13 protein-coding genes are annotated in these 13,604 nt (G+C 59.8%); 4 read left to right on the top strand and 9 right to left on the bottom strand.

All coding sequences use genetic code 11. The features are described 5' to 3' along the window. Positions 1 to 9: 9 nt before the first annotated feature. The 3 genes from WE862_RS13790 to WE862_RS13780 form a co-directional block, all read right to left on the bottom strand. On the bottom strand, positions 10 to 1,005 hold the full coding sequence (locus WE862_RS13790; RefSeq protein WP_042030634.1) for a lipid A biosynthesis acyltransferase: 996 nt from the start codon (positions 1,003 to 1,005) through the stop codon (positions 10 to 12). A gap of 172 nt (positions 1,006 to 1,177) precedes the next feature. Continuing rightward, positions 1,178 to 2,167, bottom strand: coding sequence for a lauroyl-Kdo(2)-lipid IV(A) myristoyltransferase (gene lpxM, locus WE862_RS13785; protein ID WP_042030636.1), 990 nt, complete (start codon positions 2,165 to 2,167; stop codon positions 1,178 to 1,180). Between the two features lie 196 nt (positions 2,168 to 2,363). Then, positions 2,364 to 3,356: a TDT family transporter gene (locus WE862_RS13780; RefSeq protein ID WP_042030638.1), complete on the bottom strand. Its 993-nt coding sequence runs from the start codon at positions 3,354 to 3,356 to the stop codon at positions 2,364 to 2,366. 102 nt (positions 3,357 to 3,458) lie between these two features. Between WE862_RS13780 and WE862_RS13775 the strand changes: the two genes are divergently transcribed. Further along, positions 3,459 to 4,364: a LysR substrate-binding domain-containing protein gene (locus WE862_RS13775; RefSeq protein ID WP_042030640.1), complete on the top strand. Its 906-nt coding sequence runs from the start codon at positions 3,459 to 3,461 to the stop codon at positions 4,362 to 4,364. Positions 4,365 to 4,465: 101 nt separating this feature from the next. Here WE862_RS13775 and nfo read toward each other — a convergent pair whose 3' ends face one another. Together nfo and WE862_RS13765 are read right to left on the bottom strand one after the other, a co-directional pair. Continuing rightward, positions 4,466 to 5,308, bottom strand: a complete 843-nt coding sequence (gene nfo / locus WE862_RS13770; RefSeq protein ID WP_339058634.1) for a deoxyribonuclease IV — start codon at positions 5,306 to 5,308, stop codon at positions 4,466 to 4,468. Positions 5,309 to 5,440: 132 nt separating this feature from the next. Next, positions 5,441 to 6,403, bottom strand: coding sequence for a GlxA family transcriptional regulator (locus tag WE862_RS13765; RefSeq protein WP_042030644.1), 963 nt, complete (start codon positions 6,401 to 6,403; stop codon positions 5,441 to 5,443). A gap of 142 nt (positions 6,404 to 6,545) precedes the next feature. Here WE862_RS13765 and WE862_RS13760 point away from each other — a divergent pair, with 142 nt between their 5' ends. Continuing rightward, the gene (locus WE862_RS13760; RefSeq protein ID WP_042030645.1) at positions 6,546 to 7,547 is read left to right on the top strand and encodes an SLAC1 anion channel family protein; all 1,002 of its coding nucleotides are present in this window, start codon (positions 6,546 to 6,548) and stop codon (positions 7,545 to 7,547) included. Positions 7,548 to 7,707: 160 nt separating this feature from the next. Here the strand turns inward: WE862_RS13760 and WE862_RS13755 are convergent, their stop codons facing one another. From WE862_RS13755 to WE862_RS13740, 4 genes are all read right to left on the bottom strand, one after another. Then, entirely contained in the window at positions 7,708 to 8,037 is a 330-nt protein-coding gene (locus tag WE862_RS13755; protein ID WP_041210739.1) for a YbaB/EbfC family nucleoid-associated protein, read from the bottom strand. A gap of 114 nt (positions 8,038 to 8,151) precedes the next feature. Further along, positions 8,152 to 10,743 carry a DNA polymerase III subunit gamma/tau gene (dnaX, locus tag WE862_RS13750; protein ID WP_042030647.1) on the bottom strand — a complete coding sequence of 864 codons (2,592 nt, stop codon included), beginning with the start codon at positions 10,741 to 10,743 and terminating at the stop codon, positions 8,152 to 8,154. A 173-nt stretch (positions 10,744 to 10,916) separates the two neighbouring features. Further along, positions 10,917 to 11,462 (bottom strand): adenine phosphoribosyltransferase, encoded by a 546-nt coding sequence (gene apt, locus WE862_RS13745; RefSeq protein ID WP_033113563.1) that lies wholly within the window; start codon positions 11,460 to 11,462, stop codon positions 10,917 to 10,919. A 133-nt stretch (positions 11,463 to 11,595) separates the two neighbouring features. Further along, a complete protein-coding gene (locus WE862_RS13740; RefSeq protein ID WP_041210737.1) occupies positions 11,596 to 11,973 on the bottom strand; it encodes a YbaN family protein in 378 nt (125 codons plus the stop codon). A 123-nt stretch (positions 11,974 to 12,096) separates the two neighbouring features. Between WE862_RS13740 and dusC the strand changes: the two genes are divergently transcribed. Both dusC and WE862_RS13730 read left to right on the top strand, forming a co-directional pair. Then, on the top strand, positions 12,097 to 13,041 hold the full coding sequence (dusC, locus tag WE862_RS13735) for a tRNA dihydrouridine(16) synthase DusC (RefSeq protein ID WP_042030648.1): 945 nt from the start codon (positions 12,097 to 12,099) through the stop codon (positions 13,039 to 13,041). Between the two features lie 97 nt (positions 13,042 to 13,138). Next, positions 13,139 to 13,507, top strand: coding sequence for a TraR/DksA family transcriptional regulator (locus WE862_RS13730; RefSeq protein WP_041210735.1), 369 nt, complete (start codon positions 13,139 to 13,141; stop codon positions 13,505 to 13,507). Positions 13,508 to 13,604 lie beyond the last annotated feature (97 nt).

The following is a 13,604-nucleotide window of genomic DNA, read 5'->3' as shown; positions in this document are numbered from 1 at the left end:
CAGTTCAACTCAGGGCTCGGGGGGCAATCCCTGGCGGATCCGCTGGATCCCCGCCTCATAGAGGCCATCCGGCCCCTCCTGATGCTCCTGAGTTTCGAAAATCTTGAGAAACCACATGTACTGCTCGGGGTGGCGAGTCACCTGCTGTTCCACCATGCGGTTCATGGCGACCACATCCGCCATCGCATCCGCAGTGGGGTAAGGATCGAACGGCGGTTCAATCTCCAGCAGATAGCAGCCGGCATCCTCGTCATAGCTGGCGAAGATGGGCACCGCCTTGGCGCCGGTCAGCTTCACCAGCTTGGGTAGCGCCGGCAGGGTCGCTTTGGGATGGCCAAAGAAGGGGGCGAAGACGCTCGCCTCCCGACCATGATCCTGATCCGGCAGGTAGAAGAAGCTGGCCCCGCCGCGCACGGACTTGATCGCCGGCTTGATGCCGACACTGCGCTCATACACCTTGCCCCCCTTGGCCCGCTCGCGGTTGATATACCAGTCGAACACCTCATCCTTGGCGCTCTTCATCATGGTGCACATGCTCATCCCCTGTAGCGGGAAGTAGCGCCCCAGCATGTCCACTGCCCAGGTGTGGGGAACGACCAGAATAACCGGTCGGCCAGCGGCCTGCTCCGCCTCGATATGCTCCCAGCCGCTCACCTTGATGTTGCGCAGCAGGTGCGCCGGACTGCGCCAGGTCAGCTCGCCAAAGCCCATAAAGGTCTTGAGGCCGACCCGGATTGATTTGAGCAGCAGGGCTGCGCGGGCCGCCTCATCCAGCTCTGGAAAACAGATCTTGAGGTTGGTATCGGCGATATAGGCCTGCTTTTTCGAAAAACGCAGCAGAGTGGGCGCCACCAGATTGGCAAAGCCGTCCCGCACGCGTGCCGGGATGAATGCAAGCAGTGAGAGAAACCCCAGCGCACACCAGCTACCCCACCATTTGGGGTGGAGCAGACGGGGATGAAATGTGGTGTCAAATACCGGATCTAATGGGGACATGTCAGCCATCAAGTCATGAAAAACAAAAGGTTATTGTAGTTATCCTGACATTTTTTTCTACCCTGTGCCCCTTGGCTCCCATTCGCAGAGGTGATGGCCATCCCACTCGGGATCAAAAAATGGCCCTCTCGGGGCCATTTTTATCGAGCTGGCGCAACGGCTGCCGGCAGACTGTGCGCACTCAGGCGTAAGGAGAGAGACCCTGACGAATGCGCTGGATGCCAGCCTCATAGAGGCCATCGAGCCCCTCCTGATCCTCGCGGGTATCGAAGATCTTGAGGAACCACATGTATTGGCCGGGATGACGGGTCAGCTGCCGCTGCACCATGTCGTTCATCCGGCAGGTATCGGCCATCACATCGGCGGTTGGATAGTTGTCGAACGGTGCCTCAATCTCCAGCCGATAGCAGTGATTCTCTTCGTCATAGCAGGCCAGCAGCGGCACCGCCTTGGCACCGCTCACCTCCACCAGCCGTGACAGCGCCGGCAAGGTGGCTTTCGAGTGGCCAAAGAAGGGGGCGAAGATACTCTTCTCGCGACCATGATCCTGATCCGGCAGATAGAAGAAGCTGCGACCACTCTTGATGGTACGGATCACCGCCTTGATGCCGGCGCTGCGCTCATAGACGCGGCAACCATTCTTGGCCCGCGCCCGGTTGAGGTGCCAGTCAAAGACCGGGTTGCGCGCCCGCTTCATCATGGTGCACATGGGCACCCCACGGCGGGTAAAGCAGTAACCGGCGGCATCCACCGGCCAGGTATGGGGGACCACCAGGATCACCGGCCGACCGGCCGCCTGCTCCGCTTCGATATGCTCCCAGCCACTCACCTGCATCCGGCTCATCAGATAACGCTCGCTGCGCATGGTGAACTCGCCGAAGCCAAGCAGGCTCTTGAGCCCCACCCGGATCGAGGTCAATGCGATTGCGTCGCGCTCGGCCGGACTCTTGTGCGGAAAGCAGATCTCCAGATTGGTTCTGGCGATATAGAGCTGTTTTTTCGAGATGCGAAACACCAGCGGGGCCAGCCCCTCGGCCAGCCGGTCACGCAGACGCACCGGAACAAACGCAAGCACCATCAACACACCGAGTGCCAGCCAGCTGAACCAGTAACGGGGGTGAAGGAAACGAACTTCAAAAGCGGGGTTGAACAGGGGATCTTGGGGGGACATGATTCACGGTTTACGTCAAAAAGGTGGTGTATTGTAGTCGCCCTGACAGGTAATACCAGTTAAATCCGCTATATCGCGCACGATAGGAAGATTCGTACGACAGAAGTGGCGAAAAGGTAAAAAAATGCCCCGCATGGCGGGGCATTTTGTTTGCTCATTAACCAGTTGAGCAACGCGCTACTGGCTGGTGCTTTGCTTAGCGATGACCACCCTGATGGGCTACACCGCTGGTTACCGCGACATCACGCTGCGGCAGAAAAAACATCAGGTAACGCAGTGCCACATAACCGACGATGACGGTGGCGACTCCCAGCTCGAAGTGGGCCAGCAGGCGGACCTGCTCGACATAGTGAGCGCTCTGCTCAAACCCTTCCACCAGATGAGCCACTTTGAACAGGGCGGTGGCACCGATCACCAGCGGGAAGGTGAAGGCGGCATAACCCGGTGAGAAGGGCAGACGCAGCAGTTTGATGAAGGCCAGATAGATGATGCCGGTCATCAGGATCGCGATACCGAACAGCACGGCCACCAGCAGCAGGGAGGGATCCTGGCTGACTGTCAGGTAGCCGGCCAGTGACAGGCTGGCCGGAGCCGCCAGAATGGCGATGGTCGGCTTGGCCGCATCCGGTACTTCGTGGCTGAAGATGAGGCGATAGAGCATCAGCGGCAGCATCAGACCGTAGCAGATGACCCCGAACCAGAGCAGCACATTGGCAAGCGGCGCAAACTGACCGCCCGGGAAGGCGACGTCAGCCACGATAATCCCGACCGGCGGCACGAACCAGCTCGGCACCATGTGGTGGATCTCGAACTCTTTGGCGCGATGCCAAATGAAGGTGGCGAGGAACAACAGGTGAACCGCGACAGCAAACAGCCAGAGAGCCTCACCCGCTTGCGGAGCAAGCATCCCCAGCGCCTTGGAGACCACCATGGTGCCCATGGCATAGGTCGGCACCACGCTACCGACTACCGGGTGTGCCAGATCCTGCATCAGCAGGTTCGGGTGGAACAAAAACTTGAAGGTAAGGATCACCAGCAGCACGGCGGCAATAGCGGCGCCCAGCAGTTGCATCCGTCCATCGAAGTGACCTGCATTCTCCCAACACCAACCGAGACTGGCGATGCCCAGCGCCAGACCCGCCATGGGGGTTGGAGCGGCAGCCAGGGATTTACGGGTTCTTGCGATCATGATGACACCTTTATATTGATGACGATGGCAATAGGATAATCGCAACGTATCGTTTACGATATCTAAATGAATTGAATTACTCATTCAGGAATGCCAAACAAAATGAAAGTGACCCTGCAACAGCTGAAAGTGTTCGCCACCATAGCCCGCTACGGCAATCTCGGGCTTGCCGCCAACGAGCTCTGCCTGAGCAAGGGGGCTGTCTCCCAGTCGCTGCAGGAGCTGGAGCGCCAGCTGGCAACGCCCCTGTTTGACCGCATCCATCCCAGATTGCAGCTCAACAACGAGGGGCGCCTGCTGCAACCGGCCGCCGAAGAGCTGTTGACCCGGCTGCAGGATATCGAAAACCTGTTTCGTGCCGATGCCGAGCCGAGCGGCCAGCTGCGTCTTGGCGCCAGCCAGACCATCGGCAACTACCTGCTCCCCACTCTGCTCGCCACCAGCAAGCAGGAGCTGGGGCTCCCCCCCAAGGTGACCATCAACAATACCCATCTGCTCTGCCACGCACTCGCCAACTTCGAGCTGGATATGGCGCTGATCGAGGGGGAAAACCACCATCCCGATCTCGTCACCGAACCCTGGCTGCAGGACGAAATGCTGGTGATCGCTCACCCTGCTCACCCGCTGGCCAACCAGGTGGATCTCTCCCTCTCCCGACTGGGTGGTGAGACCTGGGTACTGCGTGAACCCCAATCCGGCAGCCGCGAGCAGTTTATCCGCCAGATCCAGCCCGGCCTGCCCAACTGGCAAGCTGGCCTTGAGCTCAACACCCTGGAATCCGTGATGCTGGCGGTGGAGAAGGGGCTCGGCATCTCTTTCATCTCCCGCCTTGCCGCCTCGGATCGTCTGGCTGATGGCCGGCTGGTCGCCCTGCCCCTCACCCGCCGCTTCCCGCGCCAGCTCTCCCTTATCTGGCACAAGCAGAAGTACCACTCCGCTTCCCTGCGCCACTTTATCCACTTCTGCCGGGCTCAGCTGAACGATACCGAGGTGATTAGCGCGGAGTAACGCACGGTCAGAGCTCCGATGGCAGACCAATATGCCAAGGGTGGAAAGCAAAAAGCAGAGAGGGAGCCACGGCTCCCTCTCTTTTATTTGCTCGCTGAGCCTCACTTCGCCAGGCTGCGCAACCAGCTGATCTCCTCGCCCCAGATGGACTCGTCGATGGTTTCCAGGATCAGCGGAATGCGATCGAAGCGATCATCGTTCATGATGTGGTGGAATACCGCCTCCCCCAGATTCCCCTCGCGCAGGCTGTGGTGGCGATCGACCCGGCTGCCGAAGGTACACTTGGCGCCGTTGATATGCATCCCCTTGAGGTAGCGGAAACCGACGATCCGATCGAACTCGGCAAAAACGGCGGCGCAAGAGTCCGCCGTGCGCAGATCGTAACCCGCCGCAAAGGCGTGGCAGGTATCGAAGCAGATCCCGACCCGGCTCTTGTCCTCCACCCCCTCGATGATGGTGGCGAGGTGCTCGAACGACCAGCCGAGGTTGTGCCCCTGCCCGGCGGTATTTTCGATGACCGCCGTTACCCCTTCACTGCGCTCCAGCGCCCAGTTGATGGATTCACTCACCAGCTTGAGGCTGGCCGCCTCGGGGATCTGCTTGAGATGGCTGCCGGGGTGAAAATTGAGGTAACAGAGCCCCAGCTGCTCGCAGCGCTTCATCTCGTCGAGAAACGCATCACGGGATTTGGCGAGGCCATCGGGATCGGGGTGACCCAGATTGATGAGGTAGCTGTCGTGGGGCAGGATCTGCTCCGGCAGAAAACCGGCCTTGTCGCAGGCCGCCTTGAAGGCACGGATGGTGGCATCCGACAAGGGGGCTGCCTGCCACTGACGCTGATTCTTGGTAAAAAGCGCAAATGCGTTGGCCCCGATGGCCTGGGCGCGGGCGATGCAGTTTTCCACCCCGCCAGATGCGCTGACGTGGGCTCCAATATATTTCATAACGTCTCCTCAGTGAGGCGACATTATGCCGTCTCTCCCGATAGATGCCAAAATGCTGTGACACTTTGCAACGCCCTTCCCGACCCTCTCCCTCGGAAAATGAACACAATAGCGAGGCGATAATCCGCTCTGTTATTCAGTGATGCTGGCAAACCGCTGGCGATAGTCGCTGGGCGTGGCGCTGAACCGGCGGACAAATGCCCGGCGGAAGCTGTCCAGACTGTCGTAACCCACCTTCCCCGCCAGCCGCTTCAGGGGCAGCTCGGTCTCCTCCAGCAGACGGCGAGCCAGATCCAGCCGTGCCAGCTCCACGAACTCCCCCGGTGTCTGCCCCACTTCGCTTTTGAATACCCTGGCAAAGTTGCGCTCGCTCATGCCAACCAGCCCGGCCAGCGCAGCCACGGAGAGCGGCTTATCAAGGTTGCTTTGGATATGTTCGATGGTGCTGTTGATGATCGACCGCTCCGACGACTGAGCGGCCAGATAGTGGCTGAACTGGGCCTGCCCTCCCGGTCGCTTGAAGAACATCACCAGCTCGCGCGCCACTTTCAGGGCAAGCTCTTTGCCGTGATCCTCCTCCACCATTGCCAGCGCGAGATCCATCCCGGCTGTCACACCGGCAGAGGTGTAGATGTTGCCATCCTTGATGTAGATGCTGTCCGATTCCAGCCGGATACCCGGATAGCAACGTGCCAACCGGGCGCTGGATCGCCAATGGGTCGTCACCCTGCGTCCTTCAAGCAGGCCGGCTGCCGCCAGCAAGAAAGCGCCACTGCAGACAGAACCGATGCGTCTGACCCGGGTGGATTGCTCCCGCAGCCACGCAAGCAACTCGCTGTCGGGGTTCAGCTCCTCGATGTAGGGGCTGCCAGCAATCAACAAGGTGTCGATCCGCCCCTTGTGCTCCCGATAAGAGGCCGATGAGTGCAATGGCAAGCCATTGCTTGCCTTGAGCAAACCGGCCTGCGTGCTGATCACCTCGATCCGGTAGGCCCGCGGTTGCCCCAGCTGACGCGCAGCCTCGGCAAATACATCGGCGGGGCCTATCACATCCAGAAACTGGACTCGGGAAAACGCCATTATGGTGATGCGCATGGACTCTCTTGCTCCTGGTTGCTGTTTCTGTCGAACACCTGTCTGTAATTGTCTCACCTATACGATTTCGGACATTCCAATTTTGTCTGACAATGCTTCTCACAGCAACAACACCAGACAGCAACAACAGGAACAATCAACGATGAACACCACCAACACGCTCACCTTATCAACCACCGAGCTCGAGGTTTTACCCAAATCTTCCCTGCGCAATCTGCCGGTTAATCTGTTCGCCTCGGTCATGGGTCTCTCCGGCCTCAGTCTGGCCTGGCGGCAGGCATACCATTATGTGGGCGGCACTCTACTGCCGGCAGAGGCGATCGGGGCGTTTGCCGTACTGATCTTCGCCATGCTGACCCTGGCCTACGGGATCAAATGTGTACGCTATCCCGCGCTTTGCCGCACCGAATTCAACCATCCGGTAACCGGCAACTTTTTTGGCACCATTACCATCAGCATGATGCTGGTCTCGGCGGTGGTCGGCAGCCACTTTCCTCTGGCAGGCGAGATCCTCTGGAGCGCCGGCAGCCTGCTGACCCTGCTGCTCAGCGCCCTGCTGGTCTCCCGCCTGTTCAAGGGAGAGCAGGATCCGCAGCATGCTCTGCCGGTCTGGTTGATCCCGGGCGTCGCATCGCTCGATATCGCGGTCACTGGCTCCCATATGCCCATGGCGTGGGCAAGCGAGCTCAACCTGGCGGGTCTGGCCATCGGCGGCTTGCTGGCACTGGTCTTTATCATCATGATCTTCCAGCGTCTTATCCAGCAGGCACCGCTGGCAACCGGCATGACACCGAGCATGATGATTCTGGTCGCACCGTTTGCCGTGGGTTTCCTGGCCTATACCAACTACCTTGGCACCATTGATCGCTTCGCCGGCGTGCTCTACTACTTCGCTCTGTTTCTGTTCGCGGTGGTTTCGTTCAAGGTGTTCCACACAAAGATGCGTTTTGCCATCTCCTGGTGGGCCATCAGCTTCCCGATGGCAGCCCTGAGCAATGCCGCGCTGAAATATGGTTACGCTCAGGAGGGGTTGCCGCTGCAGTTGATCGCCATCGCTATCCTGCTCTTCTTGAGCCTGGCACTGGCCGTGCTGACCGTGAAAACCCTGTCATCCCTGCTCAAAGGACAACTGCTGGCAGGTTGAGGAGGAGTGTAATAACGCGGCGACTTATCCACTCGCTATTAGACCCAAACAGACAAAACAAAAGAGCCCCACGCTGGTGGGGCTCTTTTGTTGAAGGCTGGGAGACCCTGCTATGACAGGCTCCCGGATCATACACAACACAAAGGCTGTATTCTGACCATCAGAAGGGCATTTTAAAACCTGGCGGCAATTGCATGCCACCGGTCAGTTCGCCCATCTTGGTCTTGTTCTGCTCTTCCACACGACGCACGGCATCGTTGCAAGCGGCGGCAACCAGATCTTCCAGCAGCTCCTTGTCATCTTCCATCAGGGAGGGATCGATCTCGATGCGACGTACGCTGTGGCTGCCCGTCATGGTGACCTTGACCATGCCGGCACCGGCTTCACCGGTCACTTCCATCTGGGCAAGCTGCTCTTGCATCTTCTGCATACGCTCTTGCATCTGCTGGGCCTGTTTCATCAGGTTACCCATTCCACCTTTACCAAACATATGTCGTCTCTCGTCTTGAAATCCGGCATCCAGCGCCGGGCTGTGGGTTTGTCTGTCCTAGATGGGGACAGCCAAACTGCTTTTCAACCGGGAGCCAGCTCCCGGCCACGGAATTTAGCGGTTGAGGGGCTCGATGCTCTCGTGATGGAGCACGGCACCAAACCGCTGAACTAAAAACTGTACGTTGGGATCCTGCTCCAGATCCCGGGTCACCTGTTCGCGCACCCCCAGATAGAGGCGATGCTCGATCTCAAGAGGGGTCTCCTTGTCAGGCACCACACCGAGCGTTACCTCGACCTGTACCGGTTGCCCCAGCGCAGGCCCGATGATCTCGGCCAGATCGGCGCGCGCCTTGTCGCTCACCAGGTGGCGCTGCTCGGGTTTGAGGGTCAGCAACACCTTGCCCCCCTCCCGCGTCATCACCGAGTTGATGGCGAGCTGGCGCAGCCGACCGCCCACCTGAGTGTGAGCAATCAGCTCGGCCCAGGAGTCACCGCAACCATTGAGCAGTGAGGAAGGGATAAGGCGGGTCGCCTCCCCCTCTTGCGGCACCTCATCGCTCTCGAGCTCGTCCCAATCGATGGTCTCCATCACTGGCTGGGCAGGCTCGCTCTGCGCCACAGGGGCAGCCGCCACCGTCGTGGTCATCGGCTGGGTCGCAGGAGCAGGCGTCACTGCAGGCGCTGTGGCACTGTGCTCGCCAGGTCGATAGCTAGGCTGCCCAGCCAAATCCCAGGGGGGCAGATCGGTTGGCTGCGCGGGCTGGGTAGCGGGGGCCGCTGTACGATTTGGCGCACTGCGGGCAGGCTCAGGCACGGGCGAGGCCATAAAGCTCTGGCTGAGATACTCCTCGTAGTCCCCGTTATCACCCGCCTCGTCATAATTTTCAGCGTAGAGATCCACCGGCGGCTGCTCGCCAAACTGGCCCATGGCGGGGCCACCCGGGGTGGCTGTTTGGCTGATAGCAGGCGACGGCGCACTCTGTGGCAGAGGTGCTGGCGCAGAGGCAGCAGCCTGACGCGGCGGCGCAACCGGCACCGCTCGAGGAGCAGGAGCAGCGGCGCTGCTCTCCCCACGCTGGCGGCTACGCAGCATATTACGTTTGCCAAGCAGGCTTTGCATGCTCGATACCGCCGACACAGGTTCGGCCGCTTCGGAAGCAGATGCAGCCGGAACGCTATCCATCTGTACAGACGTCATCTGTGCAGGCGCCATCTCTGCAGCGGCCATCTGCGTAGTGTCGGTTGGTACCGATGGGTTCGGGTTTGCAACAGCCCCCTCTCCCCAGCTCGCAGTATCAACCGCCATGCCGCTATTGGCGCCAGAGAGCGGGGCCGACTCGGCCTGATAACCCATACCGGCCGCCTCGCGCAACAACTCATCCTGCTGGCTGAAGAGTTGGGCGGCTTGCGCCTCCTCTTCACCGCTCTCCTCATCCTGACCGGTTACCGTGGCCGTCGTGGCATCGGCAGAAGCCATCTGCGCAGGGGGTGGAATATGAGTTGCAGGCTCAGCGGCCGGGCGCTTTCCCGGCAGCGTCGGGGCTGCCCCCATTCCAGCGCTGGCCGAGCCAGTCATGGATGGGGGAAGCGCCGTCAGCGTAGCGGGGTGCAATACCTCGCGACGTGGCGAGAAGGCGAGCATCCGCAGGCAGGTCATCTCCAGCGCGGTACGGCCATCAGGTGCCCAGGGCAGATCTTTGCGGCCACCCAGCACAATCTGGTAGCAGAGCTGCACCTCTTCCGGACTCATCGCCTTGGCCAGTTGCAGCAGGGAGTCGGCATCCGCCCCCTGCTCCTGCACGCTGGCAGGCAGCAGCTGCGCCATGGCGATGCGATGGAGCAAGCCTTCCAGCTCAGCGTGGAGCTGGTCAAAATCGGGGCCAAGGGTGGCGATCTCGCTGATCTTGGCCATGGTCGCCGGCGCATCCTGCCTCAGGATGGCTTCCAGCAGCTGGTGCAGATGACGGTGATCGAGCGTGCCCAACATTGTCAGCACGCTGTCGAGGCGGACGCTGCCGTTACCGTGCGCCAGCGCCTGATCGGTCAGGCTCAGGGCATCGCGCATACTGCCGTCAGCCGCTTTGGCCAAGGCCAGCAGAGCGCGCGGTTCGAAGGGCTGCCCCTCCTGATCCAGCACCCATTCGAGCTGCTTGGCGATCTGAGTCTGATCCAGACTCTTCAGATGAAACTGCAGGCAGCGCGAGAGAATGGTGATCGGTAGCTTCTGCGGATCCGTGGTGGCCAGCAGAAACTTCACATAGGGGGGCGGCTCTTCCAGGGTTTTCAGCAGCGCGTTGAAGCTGTGACGCGACAACATGTGCACTTCATCGATGAGATAGACCTTGAAGCGACCACGGGCCGGACGGTATTGCACGTTGTCGAGCAGCTCGCGGGTATCTTCCACCTTGGTGCGGGACGCCGCATCGATCTCCAGCAGGTCGACAAAGTTGCCCTGATCGATCTCGCGGCAGGTATCGCAGACGCCACACGGATGGCTGCTGATCCCCTGCTCGCAGTTGAGGCTCTTGGCCAGAATACGGGCGATGGTGGTTTTGCCGACGCCGCGGGTGCCGCTCAGCAGATAGGCGTGATGCAGCCGTCCCTGATCCAGGGCGTTGGTCAGGGCAGTCAGCACATGTTGCTGACCAACCACTTGTTCAAACGTATGGGGGCGCCATTTACGCGCCAGAACCTGATAGCTCATAAATCCATCATGCAGGGAAGACAGGGCATTGAGGCGGGATGCTAACACAAATGGACGGGAGGCTGTATCGGCTATCGGTCAGAGCGGGAGGGATCGCTTGAATTTCAAACCGATGCCCGCACGGGCACCGGTTTGGAGGCTGGCAACAGGCTGACGATAGCAGCCTGTTGGGCTTATTCGCCCGGCAGTTCAACCAGAGAGACCACCTTGACGCCAGCGGCGGTCAGGCGGGCATCACCACCGAGAGACGGCAGGGAGATGATGAATGCGGCATCAGCCACAGTACCGCCAGCGCGACGGATCAGCTTGACGGTGGCATCAACGGTGCCGCCAGTGGCGAGCAGATCGTCCACTACCAGTACCTTGTCACCGGGCACGATGGCGTCGGTGTGCAGTTGCAGGGTGTCGGTGCCGTATTCGAGAGCATAGGACTCCTCGATGACAGCGCGGGGCAATTTGCCCGGCTTGCGGACCGGCACGAAGCCCAGACCCATGGCGTAAGCAACCGGCGCGCCAAAGATGAAGCCGCGAGCCTCGGTACCAACAATCTTGGTGATCCCTTGATCACGATAGTGATTGGCCAGCAGATCGATGGTGGCTTTGAACGCCTCGGCATTTTCGATCAGGCTGGTAATGTCGCGAAACAGGATACCCGGCTTCGGATAGTCGGGAATGGTCTTGATGCTCGCTTCGATAAATTTCAGGGTTTCCGGATTCATGGTTTGACCGTTTGTTTTTCGACCCAGATGGCCGTTTTATCTTAGTCTTCCCGCCAGCGGGAAATAAAAAAGCCTGTCACGCAAGAATGACAGGCCGACTCCATAGCATTATTGCCGCAATAGCTTAGGGACTTCACTTCTCCATTGCAACTGGCTCCAGCACCGGCAGGCGCATTAACCAGGTGAGCAGGATCACCATTATGAGAAGCAACAACCCCCTGACCCATAGCAGCGGTACCACCGCCAGCGACACCGAGAAGGTAAGCAGAATGAAGATAATGGCGCGCCGCCGTGCATGGCGGCGAATACCGCGATACTGCTGCCAGTCTGCAATGGGTGGGCCAAACCAGGGATGGCTTAGCAGCCAGTGGTGAAAACGGGGGGACGAGCGAGCAAACAGGGCGGCCGCCAGCAGCATGAAGGGGGTAGTCGGCAGCAGTGGCAACACGATGCCGACAATGCCGGTCACAAAGGCCAGCCACCCCAAGATCATCAGACACCAGCGCTGCATTGCCACCTCTCATCTCTGTTTTTACCTGTCTAGCCTAACAGAGTTTGGCTGATAGCTGACAGCGGGGCACAACCCCACTACAATCTGCCCTCTTTTTTCTCCTTATCTCTTCGGAAAGCAGTTATGCGCGTTATTTTGGCCCCCATGCAGGGGGTACTGGATCACCTGATGCGGGAGGTACTGACCTCCGTCAACGATTACGATCTCTGCGTAAGCGAATTTATCCGGGTCGTTGATCAGCTGCTGCCCGCCAAGGTGTTCTATCGCCTCTGCCCCGAACTGCTGCAAGATGGCAAAACCCGTGCAGGAACCCCGGTGCGGGTCCAGCTGCTGGGCCAACATCCCGAGTGGCTGGCCGAGAACGCCGTGCGCGCTATCGAGCTTGGCTCCCCCGGGGTCGATCTCAACTTCGGCTGCCCCGCCCCCACGGTCAACAAGAGCAAGGGCGGCGCGGTGCTGCTCAAAGAGCCCGAGACCATCCATCGCATCGTCAAGGCGGTGCGCGAAGCGGTGCCCGCCCATCTGCCGGTGAGCGCCAAAATTCGCCTTGGTTACGATGACAAGGATCTCTATCTGGAAAACGCTCATGCCGTTCATCAAGGCGGCGCCAACGAGCTGGCCGTTCATGCCCGCACCAAGCGAGAAGGGTACAAGGCGCCCGCCCACTGGGAGTACGTGGATGCCATTCGCCGCGCCTTGCCGATCCCCGTTACGGCCAACGGCGAGATCTGGGATCATCAGGATGCCCTGACCTGTGCCAAAGTCTCCGGCTGCGACTCCCTGATGGTGGGGCGCGGCGCCATCTCCCTGCCCAATCTGGCCAACGTGATGAAAACCGGCTGCCCCCACATGAGCTGGGCCGAGGTACTGCAATTGATGGTGAGCTACACCGAGCAGGATCTGGCCAGCGAAAAGGCCGACTACTACCCCAGCCGGATCAAACAGTGGTTCAGCTATCTCAAGCGGGAATACCCGGAAGCAGATCTGCTGTTTCAGGATATCCGGGTACTCAAAGAGACGGATCCCATCCGCGATGCCTTGCTGCAAGCGGCCAAAAGCCACGGCTAACCGTCGTTAACTTGACTCATATCATCTTGATAAAGTTATCGGATCCCTATACTGCCCCGAATCTGTCGTCTGTCCTGTGGGGGATAATGTGTGTGAAATGACGCAAGCACAGTTGACTGTCTGGCGTAATCGCCTGCTGTCCGACTGGGCCCAGGTACGAGAAACGCTGATCGGTCAGCTGAAAGCCTGTCGCCGTGACGAGTGGGCCGAAAAGCTGGATCACTGTGAACAGGATCAACTGGTCGAGCTGACCAGTCGGCTGGATCTGCCCAAAGTGGAGCAGAGCGTGGCGCATCTCAAACGGATCGATGCTGCACTCTGCCAGATGGATCTCGGCCTCTACGGCCTCTGCTCCGACTGCGAAGAGCCACTGGCCATCGAATCGCTGGAGCAGGATCCGACCCTGCAACGCTGCCCGCGCTGCGAAGCCCGCTATCGCAAGGGATTCCACGCCCACGAGCTCTGAAAGATGCACCAACCGGTGCATCCTCTCTTTACTGCCTCACTGGTGACACTGCCATTCCTGTCCAATACTCGACTATATGAGCCGGTTCGAGGGGATG

This window comes from Aeromonas jandaei (genome assembly GCF_037890695.1).
Classification (GTDB): Bacteria; Pseudomonadota; Gammaproteobacteria; order Enterobacterales; family Aeromonadaceae; genus Aeromonas; species Aeromonas jandaei.
This window is presented reverse-complemented; position numbering and strand designations above follow the sequence as displayed.

Bases quoted from the DNA above. Each gene is read 5' to 3' on its own strand.
- WE862_RS13740 (WP_041210737.1), bottom strand. From the start codon at position 11,973: ATGCAGCGCTGGTGTCTGATGATCTTGGGGTGGCTGGCCTTTGTGACC.
- WE862_RS13775 (WP_042030640.1), top strand. From the start codon at position 3,459: ATGAAAGTGACCCTGCAACAGCTGAAAGTGTTCGCCACCATAGCCCGC.
- WE862_RS13760 (WP_042030645.1), top strand. From the start codon at position 6,546: ATGAACACCACCAACACGCTCACCTTATCAACCACCGAGCTCGAGGTT.
- WE862_RS13730 (WP_041210735.1), top strand. From the start codon at position 13,139: ATGACGCAAGCACAGTTGACTGTCTGGCGTAATCGCCTGCTGTCCGAC.
- nfo (WP_339058634.1), bottom strand. From the start codon at position 5,308: ATGAAATATATTGGAGCCCACGTCAGCGCATCTGGCGGGGTGGAAAAC.
- WE862_RS13765 (WP_042030644.1), bottom strand. From the start codon at position 6,403: ATGCGCATCACCATAATGGCGTTTTCCCGAGTCCAGTTTCTGGATGTG.
- WE862_RS13755 (WP_041210739.1), bottom strand. From the start codon at position 8,037: ATGTTTGGTAAAGGTGGAATGGGTAACCTGATGAAACAGGCCCAGCAG.
- apt (WP_033113563.1), bottom strand. From the start codon at position 11,462: ATGAATCCGGAAACCCTGAAATTTATCGAAGCGAGCATCAAGACCATT.
- WE862_RS13780 (WP_042030638.1), bottom strand. From the start codon at position 3,356: ATGATCGCAAGAACCCGTAAATCCCTGGCTGCCGCTCCAACCCCCATG.
- WE862_RS13790 (WP_042030634.1), bottom strand. From the start codon at position 1,005: ATGGCTGACATGTCCCCATTAGATCCGGTATTTGACACCACATTTCAT.
- dusC (WP_042030648.1), top strand. From the start codon at position 12,097: ATGCGCGTTATTTTGGCCCCCATGCAGGGGGTACTGGATCACCTGATG.
- lpxM (WP_042030636.1), bottom strand. From the start codon at position 2,167: ATGTCCCCCCAAGATCCCCTGTTCAACCCCGCTTTTGAAGTTCGTTTC.
- dnaX (WP_042030647.1), bottom strand. From the start codon at position 10,743: ATGAGCTATCAGGTTCTGGCGCGTAAATGGCGCCCCCATACGTTTGAA.